Annotated in this window: 20 protein-coding genes; 17 read left to right on the top strand and 3 right to left on the bottom strand. The window is 35.2% G+C overall.

The features are described from left to right. Nucleotides 1-78 precede the first annotated feature (78 nt). The 7 genes from AC4BC5_RS01440 to lepB all read left to right on the top strand — a co-directional run bounded on the left by AC4BC5_RS01440 (nucleotide 79) and on the right by lepB (nucleotide 5392). On the top strand, nucleotides 79-921 hold the full coding sequence (locus AC4BC5_RS01440) for a DegV family protein (protein ID WP_490496408.1): 843 nt from the start codon (nucleotides 79-81) through the stop codon (nucleotides 919-921). 153 nt (nucleotides 922-1074) lie between these two features. Beyond that, on the top strand, nucleotides 1075-1932 hold the full coding sequence (locus AC4BC5_RS01435; RefSeq protein ID WP_490497482.1) for an SGNH/GDSL hydrolase family protein: 858 nt from the start codon (nucleotides 1075-1077) through the stop codon (nucleotides 1930-1932). Continuing rightward, nucleotides 1933-2574 carry a YpmS family protein gene (locus AC4BC5_RS01430; protein WP_490496407.1) on the top strand — a complete coding sequence of 214 codons (642 nt, stop codon included), beginning with the start codon at nucleotides 1933-1935 and terminating at the stop codon, nucleotides 2572-2574. Nucleotides 2575-2579: 5 nt separating this feature from the next. Beyond that, nucleotides 2580-3086, top strand: coding sequence for a peptide-methionine (S)-S-oxide reductase MsrA (gene msrA / locus AC4BC5_RS01425; RefSeq protein ID WP_490496406.1), 507 nt, complete (start codon nucleotides 2580-2582; stop codon nucleotides 3084-3086). 4 nt (nucleotides 3087-3090) lie between these two features. Further along, on the top strand, nucleotides 3091-3312 hold the full coding sequence (locus AC4BC5_RS01420; RefSeq protein ID WP_490496405.1) for a YozE family protein: 222 nt from the start codon (nucleotides 3091-3093) through the stop codon (nucleotides 3310-3312). A 107-nt stretch (nucleotides 3313-3419) separates the two neighbouring features. Further along, complete coding sequence (locus AC4BC5_RS01415) at nucleotides 3420-4838, top strand: S41 family peptidase (RefSeq protein WP_490496404.1); 1419 nt, start codon at nucleotides 3420-3422, stop codon at nucleotides 4836-4838. Further along, nucleotides 4835-5392, top strand: a complete 558-nt coding sequence (gene lepB, locus AC4BC5_RS01410; protein WP_490496403.1) for a signal peptidase I — start codon at nucleotides 4835-4837, stop codon at nucleotides 5390-5392. The genes AC4BC5_RS01415 and lepB overlap by 4 nt, the downstream gene beginning before the upstream one ends. A 126-nt stretch (nucleotides 5393-5518) precedes the next feature. Here lepB and rnhB read toward each other — a convergent pair whose 3' ends face one another. Continuing rightward, on the bottom strand, nucleotides 5519-6289 hold the full coding sequence (rnhB, locus tag AC4BC5_RS01405) for a ribonuclease HII (protein ID WP_490496402.1): 771 nt from the start codon (nucleotides 6287-6289) through the stop codon (nucleotides 5519-5521). After that, on the bottom strand, nucleotides 6279-7142 hold the full coding sequence (gene ylqF / locus AC4BC5_RS01400; protein ID WP_490496401.1) for a ribosome biogenesis GTPase YlqF: 864 nt from the start codon (nucleotides 7140-7142) through the stop codon (nucleotides 6279-6281). The genes rnhB and ylqF overlap by 11 nt, the downstream gene beginning before the upstream one ends. A gap of 161 nt (nucleotides 7143-7303) precedes the next feature. On the opposite strand from ylqF, the gene dprA reads away from it, so the two are divergent. The 10 genes from dprA to AC4BC5_RS01350 all read left to right on the top strand — a co-directional run bounded on the left by dprA (nucleotide 7304) and on the right by AC4BC5_RS01350 (nucleotide 18603). Further along, the gene (gene dprA, locus AC4BC5_RS01395) at nucleotides 7304-8182 is read left to right on the top strand and encodes a DNA-processing protein DprA (protein WP_490496400.1); all 879 of its coding nucleotides are present in this window, start codon (nucleotides 7304-7306) and stop codon (nucleotides 8180-8182) included. A gap of 131 nt (nucleotides 8183-8313) precedes the next feature. Then, entirely contained in the window at nucleotides 8314-10392 is a 2079-nt protein-coding gene (gene topA, locus AC4BC5_RS01390; protein ID WP_490496399.1) for a type I DNA topoisomerase, read from the top strand. Between the two features lie 39 nt (nucleotides 10393-10431). Then, entirely contained in the window at nucleotides 10432-11739 is a 1308-nt protein-coding gene (gene trmFO / locus AC4BC5_RS01385) for an FADH(2)-oxidizing methylenetetrahydrofolate--tRNA-(uracil(54)-C(5))-methyltransferase TrmFO (protein WP_490496398.1), read from the top strand. A 183-nt stretch (nucleotides 11740-11922) separates the two neighbouring features. Next, on the top strand, nucleotides 11923-12336 hold the full coding sequence (locus AC4BC5_RS01380) for a hypothetical protein (protein WP_490496397.1): 414 nt from the start codon (nucleotides 11923-11925) through the stop codon (nucleotides 12334-12336). Nucleotides 12337-12352: 16 nt separating this feature from the next. Further along, complete coding sequence (locus tag AC4BC5_RS01375; RefSeq protein ID WP_490496396.1) at nucleotides 12353-13774, top strand: flotillin family protein; 1422 nt, start codon at nucleotides 12353-12355, stop codon at nucleotides 13772-13774. Between the two features lie 243 nt (nucleotides 13775-14017). After that, nucleotides 14018-14920 (top strand): tyrosine recombinase XerC, encoded by a 903-nt coding sequence (gene xerC, locus AC4BC5_RS01370; RefSeq protein ID WP_490496395.1) that lies wholly within the window; start codon nucleotides 14018-14020, stop codon nucleotides 14918-14920. Between the two features lie 32 nt (nucleotides 14921-14952). Further along, nucleotides 14953-15498, top strand: coding sequence for an ATP-dependent protease subunit HslV (gene hslV, locus AC4BC5_RS01365; protein ID WP_490496394.1), 546 nt, complete (start codon nucleotides 14953-14955; stop codon nucleotides 15496-15498). A gap of 4 nt (nucleotides 15499-15502) precedes the next feature. Beyond that, the gene (gene hslU, locus AC4BC5_RS01360) at nucleotides 15503-16900 is read left to right on the top strand and encodes an ATP-dependent protease ATPase subunit HslU (protein WP_490496393.1); all 1398 of its coding nucleotides are present in this window, start codon (nucleotides 15503-15505) and stop codon (nucleotides 16898-16900) included. Nucleotides 16901-16914: 14 nt separating this feature from the next. Then, nucleotides 16915-17700, top strand: coding sequence for a GTP-sensing pleiotropic transcriptional regulator CodY (gene codY, locus AC4BC5_RS01355; RefSeq protein ID WP_490496392.1), 786 nt, complete (start codon nucleotides 16915-16917; stop codon nucleotides 17698-17700). A gap of 27 nt (nucleotides 17701-17727) precedes the next feature. Next, on the top strand, nucleotides 17728-18603 hold the full coding sequence (locus AC4BC5_RS01350) for an aldose 1-epimerase family protein (protein WP_490496391.1): 876 nt from the start codon (nucleotides 17728-17730) through the stop codon (nucleotides 18601-18603). Between the two features lie 28 nt (nucleotides 18604-18631). Here the strand turns inward: AC4BC5_RS01350 and plsY are convergent, their stop codons facing one another. Continuing rightward, nucleotides 18632-19264 (bottom strand): glycerol-3-phosphate 1-O-acyltransferase PlsY, encoded by a 633-nt coding sequence (gene plsY, locus AC4BC5_RS01345; RefSeq protein WP_490496390.1) that lies wholly within the window; start codon nucleotides 19262-19264, stop codon nucleotides 18632-18634. Nucleotides 19265-19345 lie beyond the last annotated feature (81 nt).

Here is a 19345-nt window from a genome sequence, read left to right as displayed (position 1 = left end):
TATACTTATAGACAAGAAATGGTTCATTAGTATTCTAACACGAAATAGGACCAGTGTTAAAGAGAGAGTGAAAGAAGAATGGGAAATCTTAAGATAGTTACTGATTCATCTTGTACAATGGAAAAAAGTGTAAGAGATCAGTTGAATATTCATGTAGTGCCGTTATCAGTAATGATTGATGGTGTTGTGTATCGTGATGACGATCAACTACCTGGAGAAAAATTCATGGAAATGATGTCAACTTCCAAAGAATTACCAAAAACAAGTCAACCACCAATTGGTGAATTTGCTGAATTGTATGATGAATTAGGAGAAGATGGTAGTGAAATTCTATCAATTCATATGACAAAAGCATTAAGCGGTACCGTCGAAGCTGCTAGACAAGCGGGTAATCTTTCAAAAAGTAATGTAACAGTTGTAGAAACTGATATGACAGACCAAGGACTATCTTTTGCAGTGATTCGAGCGGCAGAATTAGCACAAGAAGGTAAAACGTTAGATGAAGTTTTACCAGTTGTTAAAAATATTTTAAGTAATACTAAATTATTTATTGGCTTATCGACATTGGAAAATCTAGTTAAAGGTGGCCGTATTAGTCGTGCAAAAGGAATGATTTCTAGTTTCTTGAATATGCGTGTGATTATGGAATTGAAAAATTCTGAATTGATTCCAGTTGTTAAAGGCAGAGGCGCAAAGACATTCAACAAGTGGTTTGAACAATTAAAAAATGAATTAAAAAATAACCCAGCAGTGAAACAAATCGGTATCTCCTATGCAGGTGGCTTAGAACAATCTGAAAAATTCAAAAATGAATTGCAAGAAATATTTCCTCAAATGGATATTTGTTTACTGCATACGACACCAATAATTGCAACGCATACAGGTGAAGGTGCATTTGCAATTATGTATTATACTGAATAGTCAAAGGAGCATCTTTTTAGGTGCTTTTTTTGTTTAAGAATAGTTTACTTAAAGAACACTTAGTATGTTTTTTTGGTTATTTTCTGATAAAATAGCAGAGAAATCAGAAGAGGGAGGGACGCAAATGTGAAGATTCAAAAAATAATAGGGCCAATGATTGCCGTTTTTTTGCTGGCATTTTTGACATTTTTGGTCCTTCAGCAAATTTTTCCTAAAGTTCAACCACGATTAAATGGACCAAGTCAAGTCGCTACAGAAAAATATAAAGAAACGATTCGTTATACTGCCTTAGGTGATTCTTTGACAGAAGGAATTGGTGATGATACCAAACGTGGTGGGTTTGTCCCCATTGTTGCTAACGCTTTGCAAGAAGAGTTTCAGTTAACAAGTGTAGAGGTTGAAAATTATGGTGTTGCTGGTGAGCGTAGTGACCAAATTTATAAACGTTTGCAAAAAGAAACTGAGATTCAAAAAGATATGGCAGAATCTGATATTATCACGCTAACCGTTGGCGGAAATGATTTAATGAAAGTAATTCAAAATAATATTTTTGGCTTATCAACTAAGACATTTGACAAGCCATTAAAGAAATATCAAGCGCAATTAACTGAACTGTTAGCAGATTTACGAAATCTAAACCCTCAAGCACCCATTTATGTACTTGGAGTGTACAATCCATTCTATGTCAACTTTCCAGAAATTACAGATATGCAAACAATTGTAGATAATTGGAATGAAGGTACAAAAGAAATAGTTGCAAAAAACCAGAATACCTATTTTATTCCAATTAATGAGTTGATTGCTTCAGGATTAGGCGAACCAACTATTGCAATTCAAGAGGAATCTAGTTCAACAGAGACAGGTAATGATTTGAGCATTGTTAAAAATAATGTGTTGTATGACAAGGATAAATTTCATCCTAACAACATCGGTTATCAATTAATGGCAAAAGCAGTCAAAGATGAAATAGTTAGCACCAAAAATGAATGGTTGCTAAAGGAGCGTGAGTAGATGACACCAGAAGAAAAACCAACGATGGAAAAATCTTTTTCGTGGAAAGCATGGAATAAATGGAAAGTTGCTTTTTTTGTATTAATTGGTATTGTAATAGGCAGCAGTATTTTTTTATTCACACGAATTACGGAAAAAAGAGATTTTACAAAACATGACATTCCTGCGTTGGTTGAACGTGAAGGCAGTCCGGTTTTAAATATCCGTAGTAACAAAGAACAAATCAACTCGTTGATTGACTTTTACTTAGAGGAATATCAAAAAGATTCTGATGTAAAGTATACCTTTCGTTTGGAAAATGAAGCCTTATTGACAGGTGAATTTAAAATTTTAGGCTTTCCAGTAACATTTTATCTTTATTTTGATCCGTATGTGATGGATAATGGGAATGTACAATTGAAAGCGAAAAGTTTATCAATTGGCACACTTGGCGTACCGATTGCTGAGGTCATGAAAATGATTCAACGGAATTATGATATGCCAAAATGGATTGAGATTGATCCTAAAGAAGAGACTGTGATGTTGCGTTTAGATCAATTTCGTATGCAAAATGGTTTGTTCTTAAAAGCAGACAAAATAAATTTGGTTGATGATGAGATTCAAGTGAGTTTATATTTACCTGAATCCAAAGAAAAGGAGTGACAAAGATGGAAAGAGCTATTTTTGCAGGAGGTTGTTTTTGGTGTATGATACAACCTTTTGATGAATTACCAGGAATTCATTCAGTAATGTCAGGATATACAGCTGGTCATGTGGAAAATCCAACATATGAGCAAGTATGTAGTCATACAACGGGTCATACAGAAGCAGTAGAAATTATTTTTGATCCAGAACTAATTTCTTTTAAAGATTTGGTAGAAATTTATTGGCAGCAAACAGATCCAACAGATGCGTTTGGTCAATTTGAAGATCGTGGAGATAACTATCGTCCAGTAATTTTCTATTTTAATGAAGAACAAAAGAACATCGCAGAAGCAAGCAAGCAGGCATTACAAGATTCTGGTCGTTTTGATAAACCGATTGTCACAAGTATTGAACCAGCCCATCCGTTTTATCCAGCAGAATTGTATCATCAAGACTATTACAAGAAAAATCCGACTAACTTTGAGCGTAGTCATGCCCGAAGAGAAGCATTTTTAAAAGAGAATTGGTGAGAATATGAGAAGAAGTTTTTATCAGTATTTGATGACGTTGAAGGGACCAAGTCATACAGATGAAGCCCAAATTTTTGCAACAGAAGCAAGTCATGATATTCAATTTCCTAAGCATACAGATAATTATGATGAAATTTCTAATTATTTAGAAATGAATGTCAATTATTTAGAAAATATGGATATCTTTGATCGTATTTGGGAAAAATATCTTGAAAATAATAGATAAGTAAAAGGAGGCGGAAAAGTCATAATAGACTTTTGTACCGTCTTCTTTTTTCTTGTGGTATGATGCAAAGTATAGAAATACTCATGGTATAAAAATGGAGGAAACACATGCAAAATAAACAAATACCTTTTCATAGATATATTATTTCACTCATTTGTGTAGCAATTATTTCCGGTGGCGGAGTATATGTCGCTACTAATTCAGGAGTTACTTTAGCTTCGGATGAAGAGGATGAGTTACAAAAAATTCATACCTTATATCACACGTTACAAGAAGACTATTATCAAAAAGTTGATAAGGATACTTTGGTAGAAGGTGCGCTCAAAGGGATGACTGAAGCATTAAATGATCCATATACTACTTATTTGGGTAAAGAAGAAGCGGAGCAATTATCCAATTCTTTAGCTGATAGTTTTGAAGGAATTGGTGCGACACTTACTTTAGTAGATAATATACCTGAAGTTGCACAAGCACCAGTCAAAGATAGCCCAGCTGAAAAATCTGGTTTAAAAGTTCATGATAAGATTTTAAAAGTTGATGGTAAAGAAACAATTGGGCAGACACTAAATGAAGTGGTACAGTCGATTCGTGGTGAAAAAAATACTCAAGTAGTCTTAACCATTCAACGTGCAGATAAAATGTTTGATATTGAAATAACTCGTGGGAAAATTCCAATTGCTTCTTTAACCGCAGAAATGGATAAAAATCAATCGATTGGTAAGATTCAAATTGCTAGCTTTAACGAAAGTACTGCTCGTGAATTACAAGAAGCAATTGAGAAGTTACGCAAAGAAGGAGCACAATCGTTTATCATTGATTTGCGTCAAAATCCTGGGGGCTATTTAAGTCAAGTGGAAGCGATGGCAAGTATGTTTTTAAAAGATGGTCAAACTATCGTGCAATTTGCAAGTGATGATCAAATCGTTGGTTCAAGTAAAGCTTCTAGCGACTTAGATGGTGGTTTTAAAGTGACTGAACCTGTGGCGGTATTAGTAGATGGTGGGAGTGCATCAGCATCAGAAATTTTTGCGGCTGCTTTAAAAGAATCAGCTAAGGCACCAGTCATTGGAACCAAAACTTTTGGAAAAGGTACCGTTCAAGCAGTGAATGGCTTTGGTGATCAGAGTGAACTAAAAATGACCGTTCAAAAATGGTTGACGCCATCTGGGGAATGGATCAATGAAAAAGGCTTGAATCCAACTATTGAAGTTGATTTTCCAGAGTACGCCTATCTACCACCTTTACCAAAAAATGAAACACTAAAAAAAGGAATGACATCTGAAGAAGTCGGAAATTTAAATACATTTTTACATGTGTTGGGGTATCAAACACAAGGAGATACTTTTAATGATACAACAGAACAAGCAATCAAAGATTTGCAATCATCCAATGAATTAAAAGAAACTGGTGAAGTAGATGCGGAAACGGCAATTGTTATTGAATTGAAGATAACGGACCAATTGCGCAAAACTGATCAAATGTATGATAAAGCAGTTGAAGTATTGATGGAAGAGTCAGCGCAATGATAAAAACAGTGAATAAAGATCGTTTTTTTGAAATATTTTGGATGATTTTAAAGTATACATTTGTTGCAGGTGCATTAGCATTACTGATTCGGGGATTTTTACTGATTCCCGTTCCTGTAGAAGGAAATTCGATGGAAACGACTTTACAACAAGGAGATATGGTTGTCGTTGAAAAAATTTCTGAGATTAAGCGTTTTGATATTATTGTCTTTCAACTTTCCGATGGAACAACCTATATTAAACGAGTAATTGGCTTACCTGGAGAGGCTGTTAGTTATGTGGATGATCAGCTGTATATTAATGGTAAGGAAGTTAAAGAGCCCTTTTTAGAAAAGAATTTAGCAGAAAATGAAGAGCCCATTCCTTTTACGTATGATTTTAAATTTGAAGAATTAATGGGGGTAGAAAAATTAGGAAAAGACAGTTATTTTGTTATTGGAGACAACCGTCGTTTATCCAAAGATAGTCGCTCATTTGGGGCGGTTTCTGAAGATAATATTTTAGGGAAAGCTCGTTTTGTCTACTATCCATTTACACATATCAAATTTATTTAACTCACCAAAATTTTGGTGAGTTTTTTTGACATATTCAAATTTATAATTGGTCATAAAAAACAACCTCCAAAAGTTAGCTTTTTTAAGCTAACTTTTGAAGGCTGTTTCACTAGAGAGAGGTGTTACTTATGAAAGATATTGCTTAACAGGCGCAAATGTTTTGCGATGGATAGGGCTGATTCCATGGGCTGCTAATCCATCAAGATGAAGTTTTGTCCCATAACCAGCATTTTTATCAAAACCATAATGAGGATATAGCTTATGGTAGTCTTTCATGAGATGATCTCGATAAACTTTCGCAATGATACTAGCTGCTGCAATTGAGATTGAGCGTGCATCACCTTTAATGATTTTTTCTTGTGGTAAAGGTACATCTAGTGACATCGCATCAATCAGTAAGTGGTTTGGTTGTGGTGTCAATTGAGTGATTGCTTGTATCATTGCTTGTTTACTTGCTTGATAAATATTTAATTGATCAATTTCCTCTGGAGAAAGGATGCCAATACCAATTGAAATGGCTTGTTTTTGAATTTCTTTTGCGAGTAACTCACGCTTTTTTTCAGAAAGTTGTTTTGAGTCATTTAGACCCAAGATTTCACAATTATGCGGTAAAATTACTGCTGCAGCCACGACAGGGCCGGCTAAGGGGCCGCGACCAACTTCATCGATTCCGGCTACTAATAGATGCCCTTGTTCATAGCATGCACGTTCAAATAACTGCATCTCTTCATATTTTATCTTAAGCTGCGTCTCTTTTTCTAAACGTTTTTCAAATTGTGTTAGTAGTTTTTGAACTCCTGTTCGTGAATCTTGGCGCAAGTTGATAATATACGGGTCTTCCAACGACGAAATTATTTGTAACTGCTCCTTGATAGTCGCAATGGATTCAGCTTTCATCAAGGTCAACTCCAATTTCTTCACAACGATCTAAAGTATATCTTCCTAATTTTCCTTGACGAATATCATGAATGACCCGCTCACTGCCACGTTCATAATTGTCACGAAATCCTAGTTTTTCTGTAATAGTCATTAATAGTTCTGCTCCTAATTGTGAAAGCTCATCTTCTGATAAATGGTAGCGTTGAACTAATTGCTTTGGATAGTAACGTGCGAAGAAATCCAAGCCATAAATGGCAATGTCATCTAAATGTAAAAGCTGGTCTTTAATAGCGCCAGTTAAGGCAAGCTTTCTACCAATTTCTTGGTCTTCGAACTTTGGCCATAAGATTCCCGGAGTGTCTAATAATTCTAGTTCACTTCCGTAACGAATCCATTGCTGCCCTTTAGTCACACCAGGTTTGTTTCCTGTTTGTGCAATTTTTTTACCAGCTAATCGGTTTAAGAGTGTAGATTTTCCAACGTTTGGAATTCCAATAACCATTGCACGAATCGCACGAGGTTTTAACCCACGATTGCGATCACGTTCTAATTTTTCTTTAAGTGCTTCTTTGGCTTTGGCAACAATTGCTTTTACTCCTTTATTTTCTTGAGCATTGATTGCTAATACAGAGAATCCTTTTTCAATAAAATATTTTTCCCACTGTTTTGTTTGGTTAGGATCAGCAAGGTCAGCTTTATTGATTATAACAAGTCGTGGTTTTTGTTGAAGAATTTGGTCAAGCATAGGGTTACGAGAAGCTAAAGGTAGCCTTCCATCGACTAATTCAAAAACAATATCAACGTATTTTAATTTTTCGCTTACTTCTCTTTTTGCTTTTGCCATATGACCAGGAAACCATTGAATCGCCATATTTATCACTCCTTTTTAACTAATATGGATAAAATCTGTCATTTATTTTACACAACGTCAATCATAAACGTTTTTACAAAGGGACTCAAGTTTTTTGTGTGTAAAAAATAGTGAACACTTTTGGCGTATTTTAACGTGAGAAGAAGAGGAGGTAGAGGAATGTGGATTTTTGGCAACTTAGTGAGCTGGAACGTTTGATTTTTAAATTAACATATTGTCGCGGTATTGGTCTAATTGGTAAGTGGAAAATCGTGAAATATGCTGAAAAAGCACAGCATGCGTTATTCTCAGTAGAAGAAATTATACGTATAGCAGGTATTCAACGATTCGAAAAGCAATTTAAAGAAAGTTGGCAGGTCATTTCAGAATCTTGGTTAATAGAACAAGCAGCTAAACAACAATTTGTCACGTGGTTAGCTAAAGATTACCCGAGTGAATTGAATCAATTATATCACCAACCGTTAATCATATTTTATATAGGGAATTTATCCTTATTACACTATCCTAAATTGGCAGTAGTAGGAGCAAGACAAGCAACCTCTTATGCCAAACAAGTCTTGAAAAATTTTGTTCCAAAAATGGTTGAAAAAAATATTGTTATTGTAAGTGGATTGGCAAAAGGTGTCGATCGATGGAGTCATGAAGCAGCTATTATTTCAGGAGGAAATACTATTGGAATTGTGGGCTGCGGTTTAGATTTATGCTATCCGCAAGAAGTTGGTGCATTATTTGTGGAAATGAGGAAAAATCAATTGATTTTAAGTGAATACCCTCAAGGAGTTGGCGTGAAAAGACATCATTTTCCTATGCGTAATCGAATTATTGCAGCGTTAACACAAGGAACCTGTGTCATCGAAGCAAAAGAGCGCAGTGGCTCATTAATTACTGCACAACTAGCTTTAGAATATGGGAAAGAAGTTTTTGCTATTCCTGGAGAGATTGTCAGTGGACAGTCAAATGGGTGTCATCATTTGATTCAAGATGGCGCTAAATGTGTCTATACAGTACAGGATATCTTTGATGAACTTCCAAATTATTAATTTATTTTTTAAGCACAAGTACGTCTCTCCTTGACAAAAGATTTTCTTATAGATATGATAGGCTACGATTTATTGTTAATTGATAGCACTTTATATAGTAGGAAATTTTCTTAGGAAGGAGCCATTTGTGCATGGCCTATAAATATTTGGTGATTGTTGAATCACCAGCGAAAGCAAAAACGATTGAGAAGTATCTTGGTCGAAATTACAAAGTTGTTGCCAGTGTAGGGCATATTCGCGATTTACCAAAAAGTAAAATGGGAATCGATGTTGAAAATAATTATGAACCACATTATATTTCTATTCGTGGAAAAGGGGATGTCATTAAGAGTCTCCGTTCAGCGGCAAAAAAAGCACAGAAAGTTTATCTTGCAAGTGACCCGGATAGAGAAGGGGAAGCAATTGCATGGCATCTAGCCCACTTATTGAATTTAGATTTAAGTGAAAAAAATCGTGTGGTTTTTAATGAAATTACTAAAGATGCAGTAAAAGCAGCATTTAAAGAACCGCGTACAATTGATCTTGACCTAGTGGATGCGCAACAAGCACGTCGAGTATTAGATCGTCTAGTAGGTTATTCAATTAGTCCAATTTTATGGCGTAAAGTTAAAAAAGGCTTGAGTGCGGGACGTGTTCAATCAGTTGCCTTAAAAATTATTATTGATCGTGAAAAAGAAATCCGTGATTTTAAACCAGAAGAATACTGGAGTATTGATGGAAACTTCAAAAAAGGACGTAAAAAGTTTAAAGCTAATTTTTGGGGGACCGATGGTAAGAAAAAGAAATTACCGAATGCTGAAAGTGTGAAAGAAGTTACTAGTCGTATTACAGGTAAAGACTATGAAGTAAAGAACGTTGAGAAAAAAGAACGTAAACGCAATCCAGCAGCACCATTTACTACAAGTAGTTTGCAACAAGAGGCAGCACGGAAACTAAACTTTAGAACACGTAAGACAATGATGGTTGCGCAACAACTGTATGAAGGTATTGCCTTGGGACGTCAAGGAACGGTTGGTTTAATTACTTATATGCGTACTGATTCAAAACGTATTTCAGATTCTGCGAAAGCTGAAGTAACGGATTTCATTGAAACAACTTATGGTAAAGAATTCGCTGCGCATGATGTTAAAAAATTGAAAAATGCGCAAGGAGCACAAGATGCCCATGAAGCAATTCGCCCAACGAGTGCATTACGTACGCCAGATGAAATGGCGAAATATCTAGACAAAGATCAATTAAAACTATATTCTTTAATTTGGTCACGTTTTGTAGCAAGTCAAATGACACCAGCAATTTTGGATACAATGAAAGTGACATTGGATCATAACGGTGTTCAATTTATTGCAAATGGTTCAAAAGTGAAATTTAAAGGATTTATGCAAGTATATGTTGAAGGTCGTGATGATGGTAAAGAGGACAAAGAGAATATTTTACCAGAACTTGAAATTGGTGAGCTTGTCCAATCAGTAGATATCGAACCAAAACAACATTTTACACAACCACCTGCACGATTCAGTGAAGCAACACTGATTCGTACCTTAGAAGAAAATGGTGTAGGGCGACCATCGACTTACGCACCAACTTTAGAAACGATCCAACGTCGTTATTATGTGAAATTAGCACAAAAACGTTTTGAACCAACAGAATTAGGAGAAATCGTCAATACACTCATTGAAGATTTCTTCCCACAAATTGTCGACGTTCATTTTACAGCTGAGATGGAAAATAATCTCGACAATGTAGAAGAAGGCAAAGAAGATTGGATTAAAGTTGTCGATCGATTCTATCGACCGTTTGAAAAAGAATTGGTAACTGCTGAAGAAGAAATTGAAAAAATTCAAATTAAAGATGAACCAGCAGGCTTTAATTGTGAGTTATGCGGGCATCCAATGGTTATCAAATTAGGACGCTATGGGAAATTTTATGCGTGTAGTAATTTTCCTGATTGTCGCAATACAAAACCAATTGTTAAAGAAATTGGTGTGGAATGTCCGATTTGTCATAAAGGACAAGTTGTGGAAAGAAAATCTAAGAAAAATCGTATCTTTTATGGATGTGATCGTTATCCAGAATGTGACTTTACTTCTTGGGATAAACCAATCGGTCGAAATTGTCCGAAATGTGATCATTATTTAGTAGAGAAAAAAGTTAAAGGTGGCAAACAAATTATTTGTCCAAATGGTGACTACGAAGAAGATGTACAAAAATAGAAAGAAGATGAATCTTTTTCATCTTAAAGGAGTTTTATAATGAAAACTGTAAATATTATTGGTGCTGGTTTAGCTGGAAGCGAAGCTGCTTGGCAAGTAGCACAAGCGGGAGTACCTGTTCGTTTGTTTGAAATGCGTCCTAAAAAATCAACAGAAGCGCATCATACAGGAAATTTTGCAGAACTAGTTTGTTCAAATTCATTACGTGGTAACAGTTTAGCAAACGCTGTTGGTGTTTTAAAAGAAGAAATGCGCCGTTTAGATTCTGTCGTTATTACTTCAGCTGATGAAACTGCTGTACCAGCAGGTGGTGCTTTAGCTGTTGATCGTGATTCTTTTTCAGAATTAATTACGAAACGTGTAAAAGAACACCCATTAGTGACTGTCGTTGAAGAAGAAATTACCGATATTCCAGAGGGGATTACCATTATTGCGACAGGTCCATTAACGTCAGCACCTTTAGCGCAGGCCATTAAAGATTTTAATGGTTCAGAAGGATTTTATTTCTATGATGCAGCAGCACCGATTATTGATAAAGCTACAATCGATATGGATAAAGTATATTTAAAATCTCGTTATGACAAAGGTGAAGCAGCGTATCTAAATTGTCCAATGACAGAAGAAGAATTTAATGCATTCTATGATGAATTAGTAGCTGCTGAAGTCGCACCTTTGAAAGAATTTGAAAAAGAGAAATTCTTTGAGGGCTGTATGCCAATTGAAGTAATGGCGAAACGCGGTCGTAAAACAATGTTATTTGGACCATTAAAACCGGTTGGATTGGAAGATCCTAAAACAGGCAAACGTCCATACGCAGTTATTCAATTACGTCAAGATAATGCCGTTGCTTCTTTATACAATATTGTTGGTTTCCAAACTCATTTAAAATGGGGCGAACAAAAACGTGTTTTCCGTATGATTCCTGGTTTAGAAAATGCAGATATTGTTCGTTATGGGGTAATGCATCGCAATAGCTTTATGAATTCACCAGAATTGTTACAACAAACGTATCAATCACGTTTGCGTGATGATCTGTTTTTCGCTGGTCAAATGACTGGTGTCGAAGGATATGTTGAAAGTGCAGCTAGTGGTTTAGTAGCAGGAATCAATGCTGCTCGTATGGCAAAAGAAGAAGAGTTAATTACTTTCCCACAAGAGACAGCAATTGGTAGCATGGCGTATTACATCACACACGCTTCCGGTAAACACTTCCAACCTATGAATGCGAATTTCGGCTTATTCCCAGAACTACCAGAACGGATTAAAGATAAAAAGTCACGTTATGAAGCAATTGCAAATCGTGCATTAGAAAGCTTAGAAGTAAAAAAATCAGAAATAAATAAATAAAAAAAATCATTTTTATTCAAGCGCGTCCCAGTAGTTAGACCAAAAATCTAATACTAGGGGCGCGTTTGTTTAGTTTTATTTGCTATTTTATCAGTCTTAAGGACGATCTTTTGGAATATTCTTGAACCTTTTTAAGGAATGCGCTATCATTAAATTATGAAATAACGGAAGGTGGGAAACCAAATGTTTGGGTTCGTTGAACAACTAAATCAATTTAGAGCTAGTCAATCGCTCAGTATACAAGCATTGCTATGGTTGCTATTTTTTCTTCTCGTTATTTTTGCATTGTATTTATTTTTTTCGCTAATTTTTTTCCCGTTAATGTTTTTATATAACCGACTAACTGATAAAAACAAAAGTAATGTTTTGGGAGAAAACGATTATTTAATTGGCGAACTAACAACACGGCTTCGAGGAGATTCTATTGGTGAAGTTATTGAAATTGGCAGTGAATCAGCAATTTCAGTTTATCCAGCCAGATTTTATCGTGAAGAAGATCGTAATAGCAATGTTGTTTTACCGATTGGTACTAAGGTATTAATTATTGATTTTGATGAGAGAGGGATTGCCCTAGTCGTTAAAAGTAATCAATTTTAAAGAGGAGAGTGTGTATATGTTAGAAATTTTAAGTAGTCCGATACTATGGGGAATTATTGTTTTTATTGCAATCTTAGCCTTTTTAATGGTTCGTTATCGGATTGGAAAACCTGATGAAGCACTAATTGTTACAGGTTCTTTTTTAGGTAAAGAGGGCATTAAGATTTTAAAAAATAGTGGAACTTTTGTGATTCCAATTGTCCAAAAAGCTCATAAGTTAAGTTTGTTAACACATAAACTAGAGATTGGAACGCCAGAAGTTTACACAGAACAGGGTGTGCCAATTTTAGCTAGTGCCACTGTATTGGTTAAAGTGGGAAACAGTGTGGAATCTATTAAAACTGCAGCTGAACAATATTTAGGAAAATCAACGCAAGAATTAGAAGATGAAGCACAAGAAGTGTTAGAAGGTCATTTACGTGCAATTTTGGGAACAATGACCGTTGAAGCAATTTATAAAAATCGTGATGATTTTGCTGAACAAGTACAAGAAGTTGCATCAACAGATTTGCGAAAAATGGGCTTAGAAATTGTATCATTTACAATTAAAGATGTGACTGATCCCAATGGTTATTTAGATGCGTTAGGTCGTCCGCAAATTGCGGAAGTAAAGAAAAATGCTGAAGTAGCTGAATCAAACGCATTACGTGAAACTCGTATTAAACAAGCGGAAAATGAACAGTTAGCACAGCATGAAGAAATTCGTCGAAAAACAGAGATTGCTGAAGCAACGAAAGAAATGCAGTTAAAACAAGCACAATATAAACAAGAGCAAGAAGTTGCTGTTGCCAAAGCAGAACAAGTCGCAACTGGTGAAAAGATGCAGGTTCGTTTAATTGAACAAAAGAAAAATATTGAGATTCAAGAAAAACAAGCTGAATTAAGCGAGAAAGAATTAAATGCAACTGTTCGTAAAAAAGCTGAGGCTGATAAATATGTTATTGAACAAAATGCTCTAGCTGAAAAAGCAAGAGAAATCGCTAAAGCGGAAGCTGACGCTGAAAAAGTTCGTTTAGCAGCCGAAGCTGAAGCGCAACGAGTAGAAAAACTCGGAGCTGCCGAAGCTGATAAGATTGCGAAGGTTGGTCAAGCGGAAGCTGAAAGTAAAGAAAAAATGGCATTGGCATTACAAAAACTCAATGAAGCTGGTATTTTAATGGAATTCATTAAAGTTCTACCTGCTATTGCAAAAGAAGTAAATGCACCAATTAGCAATATCGATAAAGTTGTTAGTTTTGGTGGTGGAGACGGTCTACATGAAATGGGAGAAGCTGGTTTAGCTCGTACTTTTAATACAATTAAAGAAACCACGGGTCTAGATTTAGTTGGCTTAATTAATGAGACGATGGCGACGAAACAAGGCAATAAAGAAATTGTTCAAGCCATTGAAGCAAAAAAAGAAGATTCACAAGCTGTAATTGTTACCGAGGAAAAATAAAACTGTAATTGAGAGGCTGCTAGATGATTTATTTATTTAGCAGTCTTTATGCTTTTTATATTTTTAATAAAATAACAAAATAGAAAGAAAATCGAATGTTTTTTTAGAAAATTTTTAGAAAATTATATGTAAATTTTCTTAATTGTGAAGATACTTTGAAATATTGATTAAATTCTGACAATTCGTTTGTTTTTTCTTTTGGTCTATGCTAAAGTTAAGAGAATCAAGAATGGGGGAAAAGCAATGGTAGCAAGAGATTGGCCTGCTGAATTTTTCCGCTATCTCATGGTAGAACGAGGATACTCAGAAAAAACACAAGAAGCTTATCAAGAAGATATGGCAGTTTTTTTTGACTTTTTGAAAACTAAAAATAAAAACTATTTAACTATTGATCATCGCGATGTACGGGTATATCTGGGAGAATTAAATGATAAATCCTATAGTCGTAATACAATTAGTCGGAAAATTGCGAGTTTGCGTTCTTTTTATCAATATTTATTGAAACAAGAAGTAATTTCTGAAAATCCCTTCTCCTATATTCACTTAAAAAAGAAAGGGGTCAAATTACCTCGTTTTTTCTATGAAGATGAAATGGCAGTTCTTTTTGAAAGTGTACAAGGAACAGAACCTTTGCAACAGCGAAATCGTGTACTTTTAGAAGTGCTCTACGGTTCAGGCTTGCGGGTAAGCGAATGTGCCAACTTAGAATTAAGTCAGATTGATTGGGAAAATGGTGTTCTGCTGATTCGAGGAAAAGGGAACAAAGAACGCTATGTTCCGTTTGGAGCCTATGCACAAGAAGCACTACAGATATACTTTGAACAAGGTCGTCGTGTCTTAATGGAAAAATATCATAAAGAACATTCATTTGTTTTTGTCAACCGTTTAGGTGATCCCATTACCTCAACGGGGATTGAATATGCACTTAATCAGGTTATTCGCAAAAGTAGCCTTGATAGTCATATTCATCCGCATATGTTGCGCCATACATTTGCGACGCATTTGTTAAACAATGGTGCCGATATGCGTACTGTTCAAGAATTGCTAGGTCATGCCAATTTATCAACTACTCAAATTTATGCTCATGTGACGAAAGAAAGTTTGCAGAAAAACTATCGACAGTTTCATCCAAGAGCAAATCAATAATTATTTAAAGTTACTTAGGAGGATATATACTAATGGAGTCACAATTTCATTCAACTACTATTTGTGCCGTTGAAAAAGATGGCAAATTTGCAATGGCCGGAGATGGTCAAGTAACCATGGGTGAACAAATCGTCATGAAAGGAACTGCTCGCAAAGTGCGCCGCATCTATAACGGTGAAGTTGTGGTTGGTTTTGCTGGTAGTGTTGCTGATGCGTTTACTTTAGAAGAAAAGTTCGAAGGAAAATTAAACGAATACAATGGTAATTTGCAACGGGCTGCTGTTGAATTAGCTCAAGAATGGCGCACCAAACAATCTATGCAAAAGTTGGAAGCTATGTTGATTGTTATGAATAAAAATGAAATGTTATTAGTTTCTGGAACTGGGGAAGTTATTGCACCAGATGATGGAATTTTAGCGATTGGATCAGGTGGTAATTATGCGTTATCAGCTGCTCGCGCGATGAAAAAATATGCTGGTAACGAATTGACAGCTAAAGAAATTGCTGAAAATGCTTTAAATATAGCCGCAGATATTTGCGTCTTTACTAACCATAATATTATTGTAGAGGAATGTTAGTTTTATGATGAATCAAAATATTTCACCAAAAGAAATTGTCACTGAATTAGATCAATATATTGTTGGTCAACAAGCTGCTAAAAAATCAGTAGCAGTTGCTTTACGTAATCGTTATCGTCGTTTGCAATTGGATGAAAAAATGCAACAAGAAGTTACACCTAAGAATATTTTAATGATTGGACCAACAGGAGTCGGTAAGACAGAGATTGCTCGCCGATTAGCTAGAATCGTTCAAGCTCCTTTTATAAAAGTTGAAGCAACTAAATTTACTGAAGTTGGTTATGTCGGCCGTGATGTGGAGTCTATGGTTCGAGATTTAGTTGAAAATGCAATCCAAATTGTTCAAAAAGAACAATATAATCGTGTACGCATTCAGGCAGAAAAAAAAGCCAATCGTCGTTTAGCTAAAGTATTAGTTCCAGGAATTAAAAAAGAAAAGAAACAATCAGCTAATCCATATGAACAAATGATGAGTATGTTTAACACCATGCAGCAACCAGAAGAACCAAAAGAAGAATTGACAGATGAGATTCGTGTGAACCGTCAATCAATTTTTGATCAGTTAGAACGTGGTGCATTAGATACGCGTGAAGTAACTATTGAAATTGATGAGCCAAAAACACAAGCACCGATGATGAATAACGGCTTAGAACAAATGGGGATTGATTTGAATGAAACTTTAGGGGCTTTAAAACCACGCAAAAAGGTAGAACGTACCGTTACAGTGAAAGAAGCGCGTGAATTATTAATTCAAGAGGAATCTTCTAAGCTAGTGAATGATGCAGATATTCATAGTGAGGCCTTACGTTTGGCTGAATCAAGCGGGATTATTTTCATCGATGAAATTGACAAGGTAACATCAAAATCACAACAGTCTGGAGAAGTTTCTCGTGAAGGTGTACAACGTGATATTTTACCAATTGTAGAAGGGTCGCAAGTAAATACAAAATATGGATCATTGCAAACAGATCATATTTTGTTTATTGCATCAGGAGCCTTTCATTTATCAAAACCTAGTGATTTAATTCCTGAACTACAAGGACGTTTTCCAATTCGAGTAGAGTTAGATGATTTAACCGCTGAAGATTTCGTTAAAATTTTAAAAGAGCCTAATAATGCCTTAGTAAAACAATACATTGCATTACTAGGAACAGAAAATGTGAAAGTAACCTTTACTATTGAAGCAATTGAACGTATTGCAGCTATTGCTTTCCAAGTAAATCGGGATACGGACAATATTGGTGCTCGTCGTCTACACACTATTTTGGAAAAACTGTTAGAAGATCTTCTTTTTGAAGCTTCTGATATGCAAATGGCTGAGATTACAATTACCGAAGCATATGTTGATGAAAAATTGGCAGATATTGCCAAAGATGAAGATTTAAGCCGTTATATTTTATAAAAAAGGAGAACAAGATGACCACACTTTTAGAAAGAACAAGACAAATTAATGAATTATTACAACAAAAGAATACTTTTAACATGGATTCCGATTTGCCTTATGATAAAATGGCGATTATTTTAGGGGATATTTTGGATAGTAATGCGTATATAATCAGTAGTAATGGAAGTCTATTAGGTTTTAATGAAAAACATGATGTAAACAATGCACGTGTCAAAAATATGTTTGTTGAAAAGCAATTTCCAAAAAGCTATACGGATATGGTTGATAACCTATATGCCACCGAAGCTAATATTACGATTGATAGTGATATGACAGCTTTTCCTATTGAATCACGTGAGTTATATCCAAATGGCTTAACCACTGTTGTGCCTATTTTTGGTGCGGGTGAACGTCTAGGGACAATTATTCTTTCAAGAATTAATGATTCCTTTGATGATGAAGATTTAGTTTTAGCGGAATATAGCGCAACGGTTGTAGGAATGCAAATCTTATATCAAACATCACGGAATATTGAAGAAGATATTCGTAGTGCAACTGCTGTACAAATGGCAGTAAATACCCTATCTTATAGTGAACTGAAAGCTGTTCAAGCAATTTTTAACGCATTAGAAGGCGATGAAGGTCGTTTAACTGCCTCTAATATTGCTGATGAGATTGGTATTACTCGTTCAGTAATTGTAAATGCATTACGTAAATTAGAATCAGCAGGTATTATTGAATCACGTTCACTAGGGATGAAAGGAACTTATTTAAAAGTATTGAATCATCGCTTTAAAGATGAATTAGACAAAGCGTAAACTTTTAAACTCTAAGGGGGAAATAAAATGGATATTACAATTGAAACACCTCACTTAAAAGCAGTTATCTCAACACATGGGGCAGAGTTAAAAAGCTTAAAAAGTAAAGAAACAGAGATTGAATACATTTGGCAAGCTGATCCTAAACATTGGGCTCGCCATGCACCAGTTTTATTTCCATTTGTTGGTTCGCTAAAAGATAATCAATACACCTATCAAGGGAAAACCTATGAGCTACCACAACATGGTTTTGCTCGCGATATGGAATTTAATATTCTTGAGCAACAAGCGGATACTGCTAGTTTTATTTTGGAAAGTACACCAGAAACTAAAAAAGTTTACCCTTTTGATTTTAAATTAATCTTGACCTATGAGTTGGGCGGTGATGGGATTGTTGTCAAATACCGTGTGGAAAATCCTTCATCAGAAGAAATGTATTTTTCTATCGGTGGACATCCTGCTTTCAATGTACCATTGGAAGAAGGGGAGAATTTTGAAGATTATTATTTAGAACCTTCACCAATGAAATCTCGTGTTGCTTTGCCATTACGTGGTCGTTATGTAGATTTAGATCAACGAACGCTTGGACAAACAAATACGAATATTGCATTAACACATGATCTATTCAAAAATGATGCCCTAATTTTTGAAACGATCGGATTAAATTCATTTTCAATTCGTAATGAAAATTCGTCCCACAGTGTTACTTTAGCTTATAACAATATGCCGTATGTCGGTATTTGGTCTACTTATCCAGTAGAATCACCTTTTGTATGCATTGAACCATGGGAAGGCATTGCAGATACCCATGATGCAAGTGGTGAACTAACAGAAAAATTGGGTATTCGTAAATTAGATGCTCATGAAGTATTTGAGACAAAGTATTCGATTACAGTGAAATAAAAAATAAGCTGGGATGGATACACCCAGCTTATTTTTTCGGTTTGTTTAGACCAAAAGGAACCTTGTTTTCTGTTCCGTTTTTAATCCGATGAATATTGTCTTTATGTCGATAGAAAATAAAAGTAGTGACGCAAATAGCGATAATGGTTAATAACCAGTCTTGCTTTTCTAAAATAACCGGCGCGACATAAGGAATAATGAGTGTGGATAAGGTAATTAAAACAGCAGCAATCATACTTGTTAAGCTCACCATGCTAGTAAAAAACAAGCAGATGAGGAAAATAACTGTAGAGTATAAAAAGAAAAGTGGTTGATAACCTAACAGCATTCCCGCACTAGTTGCTACTGCTTTACCACCTTTAAATCCAGCAAAAATTGGAAATGTATGCCCTAAAATAGCGCAAACTCCAAACCATAAAGGGTTAATGGTTGTAATGTGAAAAATAACGGGTAAACTAGTTGCTAGTGTACCTTTTAAAATATCCATTAATAAGACAATGATCCCTGCTTTTTTTCCTAAGACACGAAAGGTATTGGTTGTGCCAGAGTTTCCACTACCGAATTGCCGAATGTCTTTTTTGAAAAAGAGTTTACCAATCCATACACCTGAAGGAATTGAACCTAATAAATAAGCAATGACCAATAAAATTATAATTTTCATAATGACCAACTTTCTTAAAAGAACTAGAGCAATTTTAGCATGAATTACGCATTGCAACAATAAAAAAGAACGAAATATTTA

The organism is Enterococcus sp. AMC2644, assembly GCF_058216475.1.
The sequence above is the reverse complement of the archived record's forward strand: the minus strand, read 5'-3'. Positions and strand labels throughout refer to the sequence as shown.

What these genes read in the sequence shown, in the direction of transcription:
- AC4BC5_RS01415 (WP_490496404.1), top strand. Translation starts at nt 3,420, where the DNA reads ATGCAAAATAAACAAATACCTTTTCATAGATATATTATTTCACTCATT.
- xerC (WP_490496395.1), top strand. Translation starts at nt 14,018, where the DNA reads ATGGTAGCAAGAGATTGGCCTGCTGAATTTTTCCGCTATCTCATGGTA.
- AC4BC5_RS01435 (WP_490497482.1), top strand. Translation starts at nt 1,075, where the DNA reads ATGATTGCCGTTTTTTTGCTGGCATTTTTGACATTTTTGGTCCTTCAG.
- AC4BC5_RS01380 (WP_490496397.1), top strand. Translation starts at nt 11,923, where the DNA reads ATGTTTGGGTTCGTTGAACAACTAAATCAATTTAGAGCTAGTCAATCG.
- codY (WP_490496392.1), top strand. Translation starts at nt 16,915, where the DNA reads ATGACCACACTTTTAGAAAGAACAAGACAAATTAATGAATTATTACAA.
- trmFO (WP_490496398.1), top strand. Translation starts at nt 10,432, where the DNA reads ATGAAAACTGTAAATATTATTGGTGCTGGTTTAGCTGGAAGCGAAGCT.
- ylqF (WP_490496401.1), bottom strand. Translation starts at nt 7,142, where the DNA reads ATGGCGATTCAATGGTTTCCTGGTCATATGGCAAAAGCAAAAAGAGAA.
- msrA (WP_490496406.1), top strand. Translation starts at nt 2,580, where the DNA reads ATGGAAAGAGCTATTTTTGCAGGAGGTTGTTTTTGGTGTATGATACAA.
- lepB (WP_490496403.1), top strand. Translation starts at nt 4,835, where the DNA reads ATGATAAAAACAGTGAATAAAGATCGTTTTTTTGAAATATTTTGGATG.
- topA (WP_490496399.1), top strand. Translation starts at nt 8,314, where the DNA reads ATGGCCTATAAATATTTGGTGATTGTTGAATCACCAGCGAAAGCAAAA.
- hslV (WP_490496394.1), top strand. Translation starts at nt 14,953, where the DNA reads ATGGAGTCACAATTTCATTCAACTACTATTTGTGCCGTTGAAAAAGAT.
- AC4BC5_RS01420 (WP_490496405.1), top strand. Translation starts at nt 3,091, where the DNA reads ATGAGAAGAAGTTTTTATCAGTATTTGATGACGTTGAAGGGACCAAGT.
- AC4BC5_RS01375 (WP_490496396.1), top strand. Translation starts at nt 12,353, where the DNA reads ATGTTAGAAATTTTAAGTAGTCCGATACTATGGGGAATTATTGTTTTT.
- plsY (WP_490496390.1), bottom strand. Translation starts at nt 19,264, where the DNA reads ATGAAAATTATAATTTTATTGGTCATTGCTTATTTATTAGGTTCAATT.
- AC4BC5_RS01350 (WP_490496391.1), top strand. Translation starts at nt 17,728, where the DNA reads ATGGATATTACAATTGAAACACCTCACTTAAAAGCAGTTATCTCAACA.
- rnhB (WP_490496402.1), bottom strand. Translation starts at nt 6,289, where the DNA reads ATGAAAGCTGAATCCATTGCGACTATCAAGGAGCAGTTACAAATAATT.
- AC4BC5_RS01430 (WP_490496407.1), top strand. Translation starts at nt 1,933, where the DNA reads ATGACACCAGAAGAAAAACCAACGATGGAAAAATCTTTTTCGTGGAAA.
- hslU (WP_490496393.1), top strand. Translation starts at nt 15,503, where the DNA reads ATGATGAATCAAAATATTTCACCAAAAGAAATTGTCACTGAATTAGAT.
- AC4BC5_RS01440 (WP_490496408.1), top strand. Translation starts at nt 79, where the DNA reads ATGGGAAATCTTAAGATAGTTACTGATTCATCTTGTACAATGGAAAAA.